The sequence below is a fragment of the Streptomyces typhae genome, from assembly GCF_009755605.1.
Taxonomy (GTDB): domain Bacteria; phylum Actinomycetota; class Actinomycetes; order Streptomycetales; family Streptomycetaceae; genus Streptomyces; species Streptomyces typhae.
Window position 1 is genome coordinate 362890 of sequence record NZ_WPNZ01000001.1, and the last position, 16047, is coordinate 378936.

General features: G+C 72.5%; 15 protein-coding genes. 8 read left to right on the top strand and 7 right to left on the bottom strand.

The window, feature by feature from the left end; all coding sequences use genetic code 11:
* Positions 1-2: 2 nt before the first annotated feature.
* The 3 genes from GPA10_RS01560 to GPA10_RS01570 form a co-directional block, all read right to left on the bottom strand.
* Complete coding sequence (locus GPA10_RS01560; RefSeq protein ID WP_157163885.1) at positions 3-797, bottom strand: enoyl-CoA hydratase/isomerase family protein; 795 nt, start codon at positions 795-797, stop codon at positions 3-5.
* A gap of 75 nt (positions 798-872) precedes the next feature.
* On the bottom strand, positions 873-2057 hold the full coding sequence (locus tag GPA10_RS01565) for an adenylate/guanylate cyclase domain-containing protein (protein ID WP_058848305.1): 1185 nt from the start codon (positions 2055-2057) through the stop codon (positions 873-875).
* Positions 2058-2261: 204 nt separating this feature from the next.
* On the bottom strand, positions 2262-3233 hold the full coding sequence (locus GPA10_RS01570; protein WP_058848304.1) for a biotin--[acetyl-CoA-carboxylase] ligase: 972 nt from the start codon (positions 3231-3233) through the stop codon (positions 2262-2264).
* A 127-nt stretch (positions 3234-3360) separates the two neighbouring features.
* On the opposite strand from GPA10_RS01570, the gene GPA10_RS01575 reads away from it, so the two are divergent.
* Positions 3361-4986, top strand: a complete 1626-nt coding sequence (locus GPA10_RS01575) for an acyl-CoA carboxylase subunit beta (RefSeq protein WP_157163886.1) — start codon at positions 3361-3363, stop codon at positions 4984-4986.
* Positions 4987-5043: 57 nt separating this feature from the next.
* Positions 5044-5250, top strand: a complete 207-nt coding sequence (locus GPA10_RS01580; RefSeq protein WP_343040173.1) for an acyl-CoA carboxylase epsilon subunit — start codon at positions 5044-5046, stop codon at positions 5248-5250.
* 78 nt (positions 5251-5328) lie between these two features.
* On the opposite strand, the gene mmpB is transcribed toward GPA10_RS01580, so the two are convergent.
* Positions 5329-5457 carry a morphogenic membrane protein MmpB gene (mmpB, locus tag GPA10_RS43290; RefSeq protein WP_281364639.1) on the bottom strand — a complete coding sequence of 43 codons (129 nt, stop codon included), beginning with the start codon at positions 5455-5457 and terminating at the stop codon, positions 5329-5331.
* 83 nt (positions 5458-5540) lie between these two features.
* Here mmpB and GPA10_RS01585 point away from each other — a divergent pair, with 83 nt between their 5' ends.
* Positions 5541-6173 carry a nucleoside triphosphate pyrophosphatase gene (locus GPA10_RS01585; protein WP_157163887.1) on the top strand — a complete coding sequence of 211 codons (633 nt, stop codon included), beginning with the start codon at positions 5541-5543 and terminating at the stop codon, positions 6171-6173.
* Here the strand turns inward: GPA10_RS01585 and GPA10_RS01590 are convergent.
* Positions 6142-6564 (bottom strand): hypothetical protein, encoded by a 423-nt coding sequence (locus GPA10_RS01590; RefSeq protein ID WP_343040278.1) that lies wholly within the window; start codon positions 6562-6564, stop codon positions 6142-6144. The two genes, GPA10_RS01585 and GPA10_RS01590, sit on opposite strands and share 32 nt — an antisense overlap.
* A gap of 357 nt (positions 6565-6921) precedes the next feature.
* On the opposite strand from GPA10_RS01590, the gene GPA10_RS01595 reads away from it, so the two are divergent.
* The gene (locus GPA10_RS01595; protein ID WP_343040174.1) at positions 6922-8694 is read left to right on the top strand and encodes an acetyl/propionyl/methylcrotonyl-CoA carboxylase subunit alpha; all 1773 of its coding nucleotides are present in this window, start codon (positions 6922-6924) and stop codon (positions 8692-8694) included.
* Positions 8695-8828: 134 nt separating this feature from the next.
* The gene (locus GPA10_RS01600) at positions 8829-9392 is read left to right on the top strand and encodes a TetR/AcrR family transcriptional regulator (RefSeq protein ID WP_058848298.1); all 564 of its coding nucleotides are present in this window, start codon (positions 8829-8831) and stop codon (positions 9390-9392) included.
* Between the two features lie 420 nt (positions 9393-9812).
* Here GPA10_RS01600 and GPA10_RS01605 read toward each other — a convergent pair whose 3' ends face one another.
* Both GPA10_RS01605 and GPA10_RS01610 read right to left on the bottom strand, forming a co-directional pair.
* Positions 9813-10802, bottom strand: a complete 990-nt coding sequence (locus GPA10_RS01605; RefSeq protein ID WP_079086388.1) for a DeoR family transcriptional regulator — start codon at positions 10800-10802, stop codon at positions 9813-9815.
* Between the two features lie 226 nt (positions 10803-11028).
* On the bottom strand, positions 11029-12477 hold the full coding sequence (locus GPA10_RS01610) for an NAD(P)H-quinone dehydrogenase (protein WP_157163888.1): 1449 nt from the start codon (positions 12475-12477) through the stop codon (positions 11029-11031).
* Between the two features lie 155 nt (positions 12478-12632).
* Here GPA10_RS01610 and GPA10_RS01615 point away from each other — a divergent pair, with 155 nt between their 5' ends.
* From GPA10_RS01615 to GPA10_RS01625, 3 genes are all read left to right on the top strand, one after another.
* Positions 12633-13070 (top strand): gamma-glutamylcyclotransferase family protein, encoded by a 438-nt coding sequence (locus GPA10_RS01615; RefSeq protein WP_058848295.1) that lies wholly within the window; start codon positions 12633-12635, stop codon positions 13068-13070.
* A 386-nt stretch (positions 13071-13456) separates the two neighbouring features.
* Positions 13457-14281, top strand: coding sequence for a purine-nucleoside phosphorylase (locus tag GPA10_RS01620; RefSeq protein WP_058848372.1), 825 nt, complete (start codon positions 13457-13459; stop codon positions 14279-14281).
* Positions 14282-14341: 60 nt separating this feature from the next.
* Positions 14342-16012, top strand: a complete 1671-nt coding sequence (locus GPA10_RS01625) for a phospho-sugar mutase (protein ID WP_343040177.1) — start codon at positions 14342-14344, stop codon at positions 16010-16012.
* Positions 16013-16047 lie beyond the last annotated feature (35 nt).

Sequence of the window (16047 nt, forward strand, 5' to 3'; positions counted from 1 at the left end):
GGCTACTCGCCGGGCCACTCCGGCTTCCGCTTCTCGTTGAAGGCGGCGACGCCCTCGGCGCGGTCCCCGGAGAAGGCGACGGAGCGCCAGGCGGCGTCCTCGACCTCCAGTCCCGCGGCCAGGTCGAGCCCGTGCCCGAGCCGCAGGGCGCGCTTGGCGGCGCGGAGGCCGACGGGGGAGTTCGCGGCGATACGGGCGGCGAGAGCGAGGGCTTCGTCGCGGTCCTCGCCGACGCCCGCGACGATGTCGACGAGCCCGAGTTCCCTGGCCTCGGCGGCTTCCACGCGCCGGGCGGAGAAGACGAGTTCGGCGGCGCGTGCGGCACCGACGCGCCGCGGCAGCAGCTGCGTACCGCCGCCACCGGGAATGACCCCGACGGACACCTCGGGCAGCCCGACCACGGCGGTGGGATCGGCGACGATCACATCGCAGGACAGCGCGATCTCGAACCCGCCTCCCAGGGCGAACCCGTGCACGGCGGCGATGGTGGGCACGGGCAGTTCGAGAATTCCCGTGTAGGCACCACGGGCAATGGGCCGCTGCCGCACCAGTTCGGCGTCACTGAGTGAGTTCCGCTCCTTCAGATCGGCCCCCACGCAGAAGGCGCGCTCATGGGTGGAGCTGACGACGACGACCCGCACGCTCTGGTCTCCGGACAGCGCCAGGCAAGCGTCCCGGATGGACCGGGCCATGCCGCTGGAGACGGCGTTCATGGCCTTGGGCCGGTCGAGCGCGAGCTCGGCCACGTGCCCGTGCCGCCGCACCTCCACGAACTCCCCGAAGCGCTGCTCGCCCATGACCCCTCCACCTCCGGTTAACGACCGTTACCCGGGGATCATGTCAGCCGCCGCGCCCGTTGGGTACCCGGCGGCTCAGCCCCGGCGGGCGAGCAGCCAGGGCTCGACGATGCCGAGCCCGCGCACGGGCCGCTGCCACATGGGTTGCAGGGCGAAGCGGTACGCGGGCGGTTCCTCGCCCGCCTTCTCTGCCTTCTCGGCGAGGGCGGCGGCCTCGGTCTCGGAGGCGGGGGCGTCGCCGGTGCGCACCAGCTCCTCGGCGAGGGCCCCGTCGACGAGGACGGCGTCACGCGGAGCTATCGAGGTGAGCCGGGACGCGAGGTTCACGGTGGTGCCGAAGACATCGCCCATCCGTGTGGTGACGGTGCCGAAGGCGATGCCGACGCGCAGCTCGGGCATGGTCTCGTCGTTGGCCATGGTCTCGATGAGGCGCAGGGCGATCTCGGCGGCGGTGCCGGCGTCGTCGGCGGCGTAGAGGACTTCGTCACCGAGGGTCTTGATGAGACGCCCGCCGCGCGCGGCGACGAGGTCGGCGGCAGTGGTCTCGAAGGCCTCGACGAGCTCGCCGAGCTCCTCCTCCTCCATCCGCCGGGTGAGCCGGGTGAAGCCGACGAGGTCGGCGAAGCCGACGGCGAGGCGCCGGTCGACCATCTCCTCGTCGTCGGCGGCCTGGACGACGCGCCCGGTGGCGGCGGCGAGCTGACGCCGCCACACATACACGAGGAACTCCTCCAGTTCGGGCAGCAGCAGCTCGATCAGCGGATACGTGACTTCGGTACGGGTCATGCCCGGTTCCGGGGGCTCGGTGAGGCCCTCCAGGAAGGAGTCGATCTGCCACTCGGCGAGGCGGGCGGTGGTCTGTCCCGTGGACCGGGCCACCTGGACGGCCATGGCCTCGCTCAGGAGCCCCGCCTCGACGAGGCCCGCGAGCCGCCGCAGGGCCAGGACGTCGGCCTCGGTGAGGGCCTTGGCCTGGCCGATGTCAGGGAAGCCCATGGCTCGCCAGAAGCGGGAGGCGAGTTCCATGGAGACGCCTGCGCTCCGGGCCGCCTGGAAGGGGGTGTAGCGGCGGTCGGCGCCGAGGATGAGCTGTTCGAGGCGCAGGGCGAGGGGGTCCTTGCCGGCCCCGTCCTCGTCACCGCCGTCGAGGTCGGGGTCATCGGGCTTCTCGGACGCCGGGGTGGGGGCTGCCGCCGGGCGGGGGTCACCGTCGGGGCCCGGGGGTGTGCCCTGGCCGGAGCCGGTGTCGTCGACGGTCACGCCTGCTGCCCTTCCGATCTGCCGCGGTCAGATATCGACCGGCGCCAACTTTACGGCAGGTGTGCCGCACCTCACTCCCGACTCCACCGCACACTCCGTCACCCCACCCTGACGCCGCGCTTCCCCTTCCGCACGCCTGGGCTCGCGCCCTTGCCACCAGGGGGAAGCGGTGAGCGCTGGCGGGAGCCGTGAGGGGGGAGACCCTCAGGCCCCGGAGGCAGGCCTGAGATGGACCACGTCCCCCGCCCCGACGGGCTCCCGCACCCCGTCCTCCGTGGCGAGGACAAGCCGCCCGTCCCCGTCCACGGCCACCGCCTCCCCCACCACGTCCCGCCCCCCGGGCAGCTCCGCCCGCACCACCCGCCCGAGCGTCGCGCACCCCGCCGCGTAGGCCTCCTGAAGGCGCGCGGCCCCCGGGTCCCCCCCGGCGGCCCGCCACTCCCCGTACCACCGCTCCAGCTCCCGCAGCACGGCCCGCAGCACCGGATCCCGGTCCGTGTGCACGGCCCCGGCCAGGGCGAGCGACCCCGCCCCTGGCACCGGCAGCTCCTCCGCGCGCAGCGTGACGTTGACGCCGATGCCGACGACGACACCCCCGCCGCCCACGGACCCGGCCCGCTCGGCGAGGATGCCCCCGGCCTTGCGCTCCTCGCCGCCGACGGTGACGAGCAGGTCGTTGGGCCACTTCAGGGCGGTGTCGACCCCCGCGGTGCGGGAGATCCCGGCGGCGACGGCGACACCGGTGAGCAGCGGCAGCCACCCCCACCGCTCGACGGGCACGTCGTCGGGCTTCAGCAGGACGGAGAAGAAGAGGCCCGAGCGCGCGGGCGCGCTCCACCGCCGGTCGAGCCGCCCACGAGCGGCGCTCTGCTCCTCGGCGACGAGGACCGCCCCCTCGGGGAGCTCGTCCGCTCGGGCGGCGAGGTCGCTGTTGGTGGACCCGGTGGTGGGTACGACATCGAGAGAGGTCCACAGTCCGCCGTCGCGGACGAGGGCACGGCGCAGGGCATGGGCGTCGAGAGGCGGGCGGCCGAGGTCGGACCACCGGCCCGACGAAGGCGTGCCCCCGACCGGACCACGGCCGGAGCCGGGGCCCGAGCCACGATCCGAGCCAGGGTCCGCGCCACGGCCCGAGTCGCGGCCTGGGTCATTGCTTGAGTCATGGGACGGCGTCATGCAAGCCACCCTAGGTGTGGTAAACGCCGCACTGCACAGCCGTATCCGCGCCGATACCCTACGAGTCGGTAGCCAGCAGTCGAGAGCCGTCACCGTCCCCTCTGAGCAGGCAGGGAGCCGCGACCCGATGTCCGAGCCGCAAGTGCCCAACGAGCAGTCCGCGCCGCCCCGCGAGAAGTTCGACATCCACACGACCGCGGGCAAGCTGGCGGATCTCCGCCACCGTATCGAGGAAGCGAAGCACGCGGGTTCCGCGAGGGCGGTGGAGAAGCAGCACGCGAAGGGCAAGCTGACCGCGCGGGAGCGCGTGGAACTGCTCCTGGACGAGGGCTCCTTCGTGGAGCTCGACGAATTCGCGCGGCACCGCTCCACGAGCTTCGGCCTGGAGGAGAACCGCCCGTACGGAGACGGCGTGGTGACGGGCTACGGCACCGTGGACGGCCGCCCGGTGGCGGTGTTCTCGCAGGACTTCACCGTGTTCGGCGGAGCCCTCGGCGAAGTCTTCGGCCAGAAGATCGTGAAGGTGATGGACTTCGCGCTGAAGACGGGCTGTCCGGTGATCGGCATCAACGACTCGGGCGGCGCGCGCATCCAGGAGGGCGTGATGGCGCTCGGGATGTACGGCGAGATCTTCCGCCGCAACACGCATGCCTCCGGTGTGATCCCCCAGATCAGCCTGGTGGTCGGCCCGTGCGCCGGCGGAGCGGTCTACTCCCCCGCGATCACGGACTTCACGGTCATGGTGGACCGGACGTCGCACATGTTCATCACGGGCCCGGACGTGATCAAGACGGTGACGGGCGAGGATGTCGGCTTCGAGGAGCTGGGCGGCGCGCGCACGCACAACTCCACGTCGGGCGTGGCGCACCACATGGCGGGCGACGAGAAGGACGCCATCGAGTACGTCAAGTCGCTGCTGTCCTACCTCCCGTCGAACAACCTGAGCGAGCCCCCGGCGTTCCCCGAGGAGGCGGACCTGGAGCCGACCCCCGAGGACCTGGCCCTGGACACGCTGGTCCCGGACAGCGCGAACCAGCCGTACGACATGCACACGGTCCTGGAACACGTCCTGGACGACGCGGAGTTCTTCGAGACGCAGCCGCTGTTCGCGCCGAACATCATCACGGGCTTCGGGCGGGTGGAGGGCCACCCGGTGGGCCTGGTGGCGAACCAGCCGATGCAGTTCGCGGGCTGCCTGGACATCGACGCGTCCGAGAAGGCGGCACGCTTCGTGCGGACGTGCGACGCGTTCAACGTACCGGTGATCACGTTCGTGGACGTGCCGGGCTTCCTGCCGGGCGTGGACCAGGAGCACACGGGCATCATCCGCAGGGGCGCGAAGCTGATCTACGCGTACGCGGAGGCGACCGTCCCGCTGATCACGGTGATCACGCGGAAGGCGTTCGGCGGGGCGTACGACGTGATGGGCTCCAAGCACCTGGGCGCCGACCTGAACCTGGCGTGGCCGACGGCGCAGATCGCGGTGATGGGGGCGCAGGGCGCGGTGAACATCCTGCACCGCCGGACGATCGCGGCGGCCGGGGAGCAGGAGGAGCAGGAGAACACCAGGTCCCGGCTGATCCAGGAGTACGAGGACGCGCTCCTGAACCCGTACACGGCGGCGGAGCGGGGCTATGTCGACGCGGTGATCCTGCCGTCACAGACACGCTCGCACCTGGTGCGGGGCCTGCGTCAACTGCGGACGAAGCGGGAATCGCTGCCTCCGAAGAAGCACGGCAACATCCCGCTGTAGTCCCCCGCCCACGACCCGGCCCCCGGCACCGCACCCACCCCTCGGAGGAACGCACCCGTGATCAAGGTCGTACGAGGCAACCCGACCCCCGAGGAGCTGGCAGCCGCCCTGGCGGTGGTCCAGGCCCGCGCCGCGGCGGCGGCGAACGCGCCGTCCGGCGCGGGCCGGGCCCCGGCCGCCTGGTCGGACCCGGCGCGCGTGGCCCGCGAGCGGCTGCCCGCACCGGGCCCGGCGGCGTGGGGGCGCACGTACTGGCCGGCGTGAGACAGCCCGGCGACTGGATCTCAGTTCCCGGGCCGTCAGGCGGGCGCGCTCAGTTCCGGAGCAGTCCGGCGGGCGCTCTCAGATCAGCCCCAGGACGAACATGGCCACCACCATCGCGAGGGCGAGCAGCACCCCCGCGCGGCGCATCTTCGCCTGCATGTCCTGCATGTCTTTGGGCGGGTCGTTCTCCGGGTCGGACCACAGCATGTCCTTGATGGTGCGGCGGCGCCCGGCCCGGCGCCTGAGTACGCGTACTCAGGTTGCCGCGGCCCGGTCGCTAGGCTGACCGCATGAGCGATCACTCCGGCCGCACCACCCCCCGCCGTCTCGTCCTGGCGTCCCAGTCCCCCGCCCGCCTCGGCCTGCTCAGGCAGGCGGGCCTCGCGCCGGAGGTGATCGTCAGCGGCGTCGACGAGGACGCGGTGACCGCGCCGACCCCCGCGGAGCTGGCGAAGGCCCTGGCGGAGGCGAAGGCGTCGGTGGTGGCCGCGCGGGCGGACACGCAGGGCGCCCTGGTCGTCGGCTGCGACTCCGTGCTCGAACTGGACGGCCGGGCGCTCGGCAAGCCCGCGGACGCCGAGGAGGCCACGGCCCGCTGGAAGGACATGCGCGGACGCGCGGGCGTACTCCAGACGGGCCACTGCGTCTACGACACGGCCGCGGGCCGCCATGTGTCGGCTACGGCGTCGACCGTGGTGCGCTTCGGGGAGCCGTCCGACGCGGAGGTCGCCGCGTACGTGGCGAGCGGTGAACCCCTGCACGTGGCGGGCGCGTTCACGCTGGACGGCCGCTCGGCGCCGTTCATCGAGGGCATCGAGGGCGACCACGGCAACGTGATCGGCCTCTCGCTGCCGCTGCTGCGCCGCCTCCTGGCCGAACTGGACGTGAACATCACGGACTTGTGGGCGCCGGACCCGGCCTGAAGGCACGGTCGTACGCGACGAGCGTGAGCACGATCAGGCCGAGCACGGCCATCATGAGGACGAAGGCGAGCCAGCCGACGAGGCCGACGGCGAAGGCCCCGAGCAGCCCGTGCACGACGGCGGCGCTGATGAGCACGGTCTTCCCGACACTGCCGGGCCCGCGGTCGCGGACGGCGGTGCGGGCGAGGATCAGGCCGCACAGCGCGAGATAGAGCCCGAAGACGCCGCCCGCGATCCAGGTGGAGACGGTCATCGCGTGCGGGTCGAGCCCGGCGAGGGACATGTCCTGCTCGTCGACGACGAGGCCGAGGAACCAGTTGAGGAGCGCGACACCGACCGCCTCCGCCCAGAGCGCGACCGCGCCCAGCCACGCCACCGGCCTGCGCGCCACGGCGTCCACCCACTCTCTACCGGCAGCTGTTACCCCTAGTACGTACGAGACATCCGGACACTACTAACGGGTAAACCCAGGGACAAGGGCCGCACCCAAGGCAAAGAATCATTGGGCCATTCGTAGGGACTCCACAAAGAATGACCGTCCGCCGCAGCACGGCCTCACAGAGACCTTGGCCACACCACCGGGCTAGGCTGCGGGGGAAGGGCCCTGCGTACCACGGTGCGACAAGGGATTTCGGGGATCGAGCTGACCTCGGATCACGCTCCGTGTGGGCAAGCTCACCACTGGGGACGGGTCGTGGGGTCGTGTCGGCAGTCCCTAAACTCGGCTTGTTTCAAGGAGGGAGCCATCGTGCGCAAGGTGCTCATCGCCAACCGTGGCGAAATCGCTGTCCGGGTCGCCCGAGCGTGCCGGGATGCCGGGATCGCGAGCGTTGCCGTTTACGCGGAACCCGACCGGGACGCACTGCATGTGCGGGCCGCGGACGAGGCGTTCGCCCTTGGTGGTGACACTCCGGCGACCAGTTATCTCGACATGGCGAAGGTGCTCACCGCCGCCAAGGACTCCGGGGCGGACGCGGTCCACCCCGGTTACGGCTTTCTCTCCGAGAACGCGGAGTTCGCCCAGGCGGTCCTGGACGCGGGCCTGATCTGGATCGGCCCGCCGCCGCAGGCGATCCGGGACCTCGGCGACAAGGTCGCGGCGCGGCACATCGCGCAGCGCGCGGGCGCCCCGCTGGTCGCGGGCACGCCGGACCCGGTCGCGGGCGCCGACGAGGTGGTGGCGTTCGCCGAGGAGAACGGCCTGCCGATCGCGATCAAGGCGGCGTTCGGCGGTGGCGGCCGCGGTCTGAAGGTGGCCCGCACCCTCGAAGAGGTGCCGGAGCTGTACGACTCGGCGGTGCGCGAGGCCGTCGCGGCCTTCGGCCGCGGCGAGTGCTTCGTGGAGCGCTACCTGGACAAGCCGCGGCACGTGGAGACCCAGTGCCTGGCCGACACCCACGGCAACGTGGTGGTCGTCTCCACCCGTGACTGCTCCTTGCAGCGCCGCCACCAGAAGCTCGTCGAGGAGGCCCCGGCGCCGTTCCTCTCCGAGGAGCAGATCGCCGAGCTGTACCGCGCGTCCAAGGCGATCCTGCGCGAGGCGGGCTACGTCGGCGCGGGCACCGTGGAGTTCCTGGTGGGCGTGGACGGCACGATCTCCTTCCTGGAGGTCAACACCCGCCTCCAGGTGGAGCACCCGGTCACCGAGGAGGTCGCGGGGATCGACCTGGTCCGGGAGATGTTCCGTATCGCCGACGGCGAGGAACTGGGCTACGGCGACCCCGAGTTGCGCGGCCACTCCTTCGAGTTCCGCATCAACGGCGAGGACCCGGGCCGCAACTTCCTGCCCGCGCCCGGCACGGTGACGTCGTTCGCGGCGCCGACGGGTCCGGGCGTGCGCCTGGACGCGGGCGTCGAGTCCGGCTCGGTCATCGGCCCGGCGTGGGACTCGCTGCTCGCGAAGCTCATCGTCACCGGCGCCACCCGGCAGCAGGCCCTGCAGCGTGCCGCGCGCGCCCTGGCCGAGTTCGAGGTCGAGGGCATGGCGACCGCCATCCCCTTCCACCGCAAGGTCGTCGCCGACCCGGCGTTCGCCCCCGAACTGACGGGTTCCACGGACCCGTTCACGGTGCACACGCGCTGGATCGAGACCGAGTTCGTCAACGACATCCCGGCCTTCGCCGCGGCCACGGACACCGAGGCCGAGGACGAGACGGGCCGCGAGACGGTGGTCGTCGAGGTCGGCGGCAAGCGCCTTGAGGTGTCGCTGCCGTCGTCGCTCGGCATGTCGCTCGCCCGTACGGGCCTCGCGGCCGGTGCCAAGCCGAAGCGGCGGGCCGCGAAGAAGTCCGGCCCCGCGGCGTCCGGCGACACGCTCGCCTCGCCGATGCAGGGCACGATCGTCAAGGTCGCGGTCGAGGAGGGCCAGGAGGTCGCGGAGGGCGACCTGATCGTGGTCCTGGAGGCCATGAAGATGGAGCAGCCCCTGAACGCGCACCGCTCCGGCACGGTCAAGGGCCTCCTCGCCGAAGTCGGCGCCTCCTTGACGTCGGGCGCAGTAATCTGCGAGATCAAGGACTGACTGGGGGCCGCGTCCACCAGACCCCCGCTTGTCGGCGCTCCGCGCCTCGTCCGCGAACGCCGGGCGGGCTGAATCGATCAGCCCCTCCGGCGCTTGCGGAGCGGGGTCCGGGGCGCCCCGCGAGGAGACGAGACATGCGTGCCGACGCCCGCCGCAACCACCAGCGGCTCCTGAGCGAGGCCCGTGCCGCGTTCGCCGAACACGGCACGGACACGTCCCTGGAGGACGTGGCCCGCCGCGCGGGCGTCGGCATCGGCACGCTGTACCGCCACTTCCCCACCCGCCACGCCCTGCTGAGCGCGGTCTTCGAGGACGCGGTGTGCGACCTGCTCACGCGGTCGAACGCCCTCCTCGACGCGCCGCAGCCCTGCGCGGCGCTGGTGGAGTGGCTCCGCGCCATCATCACCCACGCGGGTGAGTACCGCGGTCTCGCGCGGGCCCTGATGTCGGCGTCCAGGGACGACAGCTCCGCGCTGGCGCGGTGCAGCCGCCCGATGCACGAGGCGGGCACCGGGCTCCTGGCCCGCGCCCAGGAGTCGGGCGCGATCAGGGAGGGCGTCTCCATCGACGACCTGCTCCAGCTCACGAACGCGATCGCCCTGGCCGCAGAGGAGTCCCCCGACGACCCGGAACTGGCGGACCGCCTCCTGACGCTGACCCTACGAGGCCTCAAGCCGGAACGAGCAGCCTCGACCTGAGCCCTGACACCCCGCCCACCGACGCAGGACTGTCCCCACCGGGCACAGGATCACCAGCCCGTCCGACGCCTGAGCACAAGCGCGCGGGATTATCAGCCCGTCCGGCGTTTGAGGACGAGCGCACGGGATCACCAGCCCGTCCGACGCCTGAGCACGAGCGCACAGGATCATCAGCCCGTCCGACGCCTGACCACGAGCGCGCGGGATTATCAGCCCGTCCGGCGTTTGAGGACGAGCGCACGGGATCACCAGCCCGTCCGACGCCTGAGCACGAGCGCGCGGGATTATCAGCCCGTCCGGCGTTTGAGGACGAGCGCGCAGCGCGACAAGACGTCGGCCCCGCAGGCCCCCTCCCTGCGCCGAGCCCCAGGGGCCCAAGGGATTCTCCACCCCAGGGCCCAGGGGCCAGGTAGAAGCCGGCTAACGCCGACGCAGGTCCGCCACCCTGGCGGCCCGCTCCCCCGGCGACTGCTCCCCGAGGACAGAAGCACTCCGCAGCTGCGGCCCCGCGCCCGGCCCCGCACCGTGGCCCCCGTGCCCCCGCCGTTGGCCGGGCAGCGGCACGTCCCTGCGTTGCTGTCGGCCCGCCGGGACGGAGTCAACCCCGGGGGCCTGGCCGGGGCCCGCCGACGCCCCGGCGACCGCGATCTGCACGCCCTGGTCCGCCAGGGCCTGCAACTCGGTGGCCGCGCGGTCGTCGTGCACCGGTGGCTCGTCCGTGACGAGCCGGGTGATGACGTCCGTCGGCACGGTCTGGAACATCGTGTCGGTACCGAGCTTGGTGTGGTCGGCGAGGACCACCACCTCCGCGGCGGCCTGCACCAGCGCACGATCGACGCTGGCCGACAGCATGTTGGAGGTGGAGAGGCCGCGCTCGGCGGTCAGGCCGCTGCCCGACAGGAACGCCCGCGACACTCTGAGCCCTTGCAGGGACTGTTCGGCCCCGCTGCCCACCAGGGCGTAGTTGGACCCGCGCAGGGTGCCGCCGGTCATGACGACTTCCACCCGGTTGGCGTGGGCGAGCGCCTGGGCCACCAGGAGGGAGTTGGTGACCACGGTGAGGCCGGGCACCCGCGCGAGCCGGCGGGCCAGCTCCTGCGTGGTGGTCCCCGCCCCGACGACGATGGCTTCGCCCTCTTCGACGAGACCCGCCGCGAGATCGGCGATGGCCGTCTTCTCGGCGGACGCGAGATGTGATTTCTGCGGAAAGCCGGACTCCCGCGTGAATCCGCCCGGCAATACCGCACCGCCATGCCGGCGGTCGAGGAGTCCTTCTGCCTCCAGCGCGCGCACGTCCCGCCGTACGGTCACTTCGGAGGTCTGGACGACGCGGGCGAGCTCACGGAGCGACACCGCTCCGTTGGCCCGCACCATTTCGAGGATCAATTGGCGACGTTCTGCAGCGAACACGAAACTGACAGTAACCCCAACGACCGTCTGCTTTCAGCAGTTTGCGCCGAATTACAGAAGTTGTTCGCTCGGTAGGGGTGGAAGTGGTATAGGGGGTAGTCTCCCCGCCTATGCCGGGCGAATGCGCGACAACGGGCTGTGACCTGCGTGGAGTCGGCCGCGTCCGCCCCGGCCGCCCGGACCGGCGCGAATGCCGCCCGGCGGGCGCCCGGCGGGGGCGGAGGGATCAGGCCTCGCCCGCGGCCTTCCGGGTGTGCAGCTGCCGCGCGACTTCGGCGATCGAGCCCGAAAGCGACGGGTACACGGTGAAGGCATTGGCGATCTGTTCGACCGTCAGATTGTTGTCGACCGCGATCGAGATCGGGTGGATCAGTTCCGACGCGCGCGGCGCCACGACCACACCGCCGACCACGATCCCCGTACCCGGACGGCAGAAGATCTTGACGAAGCCGTCCCGGATGCCCTGCATCTTCGCGCGGGGGTTGCGGAGCAGCGGGAGCTTGACGACCCGGGCGTCGATCTTGCCGGCGTCGACGTCGGCCTGGCTGTAGCCGACGGTCGCGATCTCGGGGTCGGTGAAGACGTTCGACGAGACGGTCTTCAGGTTCAGCGGGGTGACCGCGTCGCCCAGGAAGTGGTACATCGCGATGCGGCCCTGCATGGCGGCGACCGACGCGAGGGCGAAGATGCCGGTGACGTCACCGGCGGCGTACACCCCGGGGGCGGAGGTCCTGGAGACCCGGTCGGTCCAGATGTGCCCGGAGTCCTTGACCTTGACCCCGGCCTCCTCCAGGCCCATCCCCTCGCTGTTGGGGATGGCGCCGACGGCTATCAGGCAGTGCGAGCCCGAGATGACCCGGCCGTCGGCGAGGGTGACCTCGACGCGGTCGCCCACGCGCTTGGCGGAGGCGGCACGCGTCCGCCCCATCACGTTCATGCCGCGGCGCCGGAAGACGTCCTCCAGGACGGCGGCGGCGTCCGGGTCCTCCCCCGGGAGCACCCGGTCACGGGACGACACGAGCGTGACCCGCGAGCCGAGCGCCTGGTAGGCACCGGCGAACTCGGCACCCGTGACGCCCGAGCCGACCACGATGAGCTCCTCGGGCAGCTCGTCGAGGTCGTACACCTGCGTCCAGTTGAGGATGCGCTCGCCGTCGGGCTGGGCGTCGGGCAGCTCGCGCGGGTGGCCGCCGGTGGCGATCAGGACGGCGTCGGCGGTGAGCCGCTCCTCGGTCCCGTCGGCGGCGCGCACGACGACGGTCCGCGACCCGTCCATGGCCTGCTGGCCCTCCAGACGGCCCCGGCCGCGCAGGACGCGGGCGCCGGCGCGCGTGACGGAGGCGGTGATGTCGTGCGACTGCGCGAGCGCGAGCCGCTTGACGCGCCGGTTGACCTTGCCGAGATCGACGCCCACGACCCGGGCCGCCTGGTCGATGTGCGGGGTGTCGTCCTCGACGATGATGCCCAGCTCCTCGTACGAGGAGTCGAAGGTCGTCATCACCTCGGCCGTCGCGATCAGAGTCTTCGACGGTACGCAGTCGGTGAGCACCGACGCCCCGCCCAGACCGTCGCAGTCGACGACGGTCACCTCCGCGCCGAGCTGGGCGGCCACCAGGGCCGCCTCATATCCGCCGGGTCCGCCACCAATGATCACGATCCGAGTCACGTACTCCATTGTCCCGCACGGCCGAGCGGCCCGTACCCCCGGGGCCTGTCCGGCGGCGGCCATTGCGGTGAGCGCTTCCCCGGCCGCCCTCCCGCCGCCGTCGCCGCCACCACGGTGACCGGTGCGGCGGGAGGGGGGCTCCGGGCTGCCGTACCCTCGGACCCATGTCGCTCTACGCCGCGTACGCCGGCAATCTCGACGCGCGGCTGATGACGCGCCGCGCCCCGCACTCGCCGCTGCGCGCGACCGGCTGGCTCAACGACTGGCGACTGACGTTCGGGGGCGAGCACATGGGCTGGGAAGGCGCGCTCGCGACCATCGTCGAGGCGCCGCGGTCGCAGGTGTTCGTCGCGCTCTACGACATCGCGCCGATGGACGAGGACTCCATGGACCGGTGGGAGGGGGTCGGGCTCGACATCTACCGGCGGATGCGGGTGCGGGTGCACACCCTTGAGGGTGAGGAGCCCGCCTGGGTGTACGTCCTCAACGGGTACGAGGGCGGGTTGCCGTCCGCCCGCTACCTCGGGGAGATCGCCGACGCCGCCGACTCGGCCGGTGCCCCCCACGACTACGTCATGAGCCTCCGCAAACGCCCCTGCTGACAGCAGGCCCCGGACTGACTTGCCCTTTCCCCCGGGGGGCGGGTGGGCGCCTTCGCGCTCCGCGCTCGGGTCCTCAATCGCCGGACGGGCTTCCTTCCCCACCCGCCCGCCCTTTCATCGCGCCGGCGCGCTCGTCCTCAAACGCCGGACAGGCTGAAACGCTGCCGTTCTCAGCCCGTCCGGCGATTGAGGACGAGGCGCGCAGCGCCGACAAGAGCTGGGGTCCAGGGGGCGCAGCGCCCCTGGTTACGGAGAAGGGGCGGGACTGGGGCGCACCCGCGAGGGCACAGCCGCCCACCCCTCGTGGGAAACGACAAGGCAACGATCGCGATCCCGTGAGCATCGTCATCTACGCGCGTAGGGCCGAACCGGCTACCCTCGTCGGCGTGAACGCTTCAGTTATCCCGGAAGACATCCAGGGCGACCCCTACGCCGCCGCCGACGCCGCCGCCGCACGCCTGCGCGAGCTGACCGGCGCAGAGACCCACGACGTCGCCCTCGTGATGGGCTCCGGCTGGGCACCGGCCGTGGACGCCCTCGGCGCCCCCGAGGCCGAGTTCCCGGTCACCGAGCTGCCCGGCTTCCCGCCGCCGGCGGTCGAGGGCCACGGCGGCCGCATCCGCTCCTTCAAGGTCGGTGAGAAGCGCGCCCTGGTGTTCCTGGGCCGCACGCACTACTACGAGGGCCGCGGCGTCGCCGCCGTCGCCCACGGCGTCCGCACCGCCGTCGCCGCGGGCTGCAAGACGGTCGTCCTGACCAACGGCTGCGGCGGCCTGCGCGAGGGCATGCGCCCCGGCCAGCCGGTGCTGATCAGCGACCACCTGAACCTGACGGCGACCTCCCCGATCGTCGGCGCGAACTTCGTGGACCTGACCGACCTGTACTCGCCGCGGCTGCGCGCGCTGTGCAAGGAGATCGACCCCACCCTCGAAGAGGGCGTGTACGCCCAGTTCCCCGGCCCACACTACGAGACCCCGGCGGAGATCCGCATGGCCCGCACCATCGGTGCGGACCTGGTCGGCATGTCGACGGTCCTGGAGGCCATCGCGGCCCGCGAGGCGGGCGCCGAGGTCCTCGGCATCTCCCTGGTGACCAACCTCGCCGCGGGCATGACGGGCGAGCCCCTCAACCACGAGGAGGTCCTCCAGGCGGGCCGCGACTCCGCCACCCGGATGGGTGAGCTCCTCGGCCAGGTACTCGGCCGCATCTGATCCGCCGCCCGCAGGGTCGGGGAAGCTGACGGAAAAAGCTCACGGAGAGGCTGACCACACGTGCAGGACCACGGAGAACTCATCACGCGGGCGCAGGCCTGGCTCGACGAGGACCCGGACCGGGAGACCCGCGAGGAACTGGCCAAGCTGATCGCCGCCGCGCCGGGCGACTCCGCGGCGGCCGACGACCTGGCGGCCCGGTTCGCGGGCACCCTCCAGTTCGGCACCGCGGGCCTGCGCGGCGAACTGGGCGCGGGCCCCATGCGGATGAACCGCTCCGTGGTCGTCCGCGCGGCGGCGGGCCTGGCCGCGTACCTCAAGGCGAAGGGCCACGGCCCCGACGCCCTCGTGGTGATCGGCTACGACGCGCGGTACAGGTCGGCCGACTTCGCCCGGGACACCGCCGCCGTGATGACCGGCGCGGGCCTGCGCGCCGCCGTCCTTCCCCGCCCCCTGCCGACCCCCGTCCTCGCCTTCGCCATACGGCACCTGGGCGCGGTCGCGGGTGTCGAGGTCACCGCCAGCCACAACCCGCCGCGCGACAACGGCTACAAGGTGTACCTGGGCGACGGCTCGCAGATCGTGCCGCCCGCCGACGCGGAGATCGCCGCCGAGATCGCCGCGGTGCGGAGCCTGCACGACGTACCGCGCCCCGAGAGCGGCTGGGAAACCCTCGGCGAGGACGTCCTGGAGGCCTATCTGGCCCGTACGGACGCCGTCCTGGCCCCCGGCTCCCCGCGCGGCGCCCGCACCGTCTACACGGCCATGCACGGCGTCGGCAAGGACACCCTCCTCGCGGCCTTCGCGCGGGCCGGTTTCCCCGAGCCGGTGCTGGTCGCGGAGCAGGCGGAGCCCGACCCGGACTTCCCGACGGTCGCCTTCCCCAATCCGGAGGAGCCGGGCGCCATGGACCTGGCGTTCGCCGCGGCCCGCGCGGCGCGCCCGGACCTGGTGATCGCCAACGACCCGGACGCGGACCGCTGCGCGGCGGCCGTCCCGGTGGGCGACGGCGACTGGCGGATGCTGCGCGGCGACGAGGTGGGCGCGCTGCTCGCCGCGCACCTGGTGCGCCGCGGTGTCGCCGCGGACGGGCCGCGCACCTTCGCCGAGTCGATCGTGTCCTCGTCGCTGCTCGGCCGCATCGCCGAGAAGGCGGGCCTCGGCCACGAGGAGACGCTGACGGGCTTCAAGTGGATCGCCCGCGTCGAGGGCCTGCGGTACGGCTACGAGGAGGCGCTCGGCTACTGCGTCGACCCCGAGGGCGTACGCGACAAGGACGGCATCACGGCGGCCCTGCTGATCACGGAGCTGGCCTCCGAGCTGAAGGAGGAGGGCCGCACCCTGCTCGACCTGCTCGACGACCTCGCCGTGGAGCACGGCCTGCACGCCACCGACCAGCTCTCGGTCCGCGTGCGGGACCTGTCCCTGATCGCCGCCGCGATGCGCCGTCTGCGCGAGCGGACGCCGGAGCGGCTCGCCGGTCTCGCCGTGACATCCGCCGAGGACCTCACCGAGGGCACCGCGACGCTGCCGCCCACGGACGGCCTGCGGTACACGCTCGACGGCGCCCGCGTCATCGTGCGCCCCAGCGGCACCGAGCCGAAGCTCAAGTGCTACCTGGAGGTCGTGGTCCCGGTGACCGGGCGCGACGGGCTGCCGCAGGCCCGCGAGAAGGCAGCGGAGCTGCTCGCCGCCCTGAAGCGGGACCTCGCGGAGGCCGCGGGCATCTGAGCCCGGACTCCGGGCGGCCATCATCCGAACGGGTG

Excerpts from the sequence above, each read along its gene's own strand:
- GPA10_RS01615 (WP_058848295.1), top strand. The coding sequence starts at position 12,633 with ATGTCGCTCTACGCCGCGTACGCCGGCAATCTCGACGCGCGGCTGATG.
- GPA10_RS01600 (WP_058848298.1), top strand. The coding sequence starts at position 8,829 with ATGCGTGCCGACGCCCGCCGCAACCACCAGCGGCTCCTGAGCGAGGCC.
- GPA10_RS01560 (WP_157163885.1), bottom strand. The coding sequence starts at position 797 with ATGGGCGAGCAGCGCTTCGGGGAGTTCGTGGAGGTGCGGCGGCACGGG.
- GPA10_RS01575 (WP_157163886.1), top strand. The coding sequence starts at position 3,361 with ATGTCCGAGCCGCAAGTGCCCAACGAGCAGTCCGCGCCGCCCCGCGAG.
- GPA10_RS01570 (WP_058848304.1), bottom strand. The coding sequence starts at position 3,233 with ATGACGCCGTCCCATGACTCAAGCAATGACCCAGGCCGCGACTCGGGC.
- mmpB (WP_281364639.1), bottom strand. The coding sequence starts at position 5,457 with ATGCTGTGGTCCGACCCGGAGAACGACCCGCCCAAAGACATGCAGGAC.
- GPA10_RS01610 (WP_157163888.1), bottom strand. The coding sequence starts at position 12,477 with ATGGAGTACGTGACTCGGATCGTGATCATTGGTGGCGGACCCGGCGGA.
- GPA10_RS01585 (WP_157163887.1), top strand. The coding sequence starts at position 5,541 with ATGAGCGATCACTCCGGCCGCACCACCCCCCGCCGTCTCGTCCTGGCG.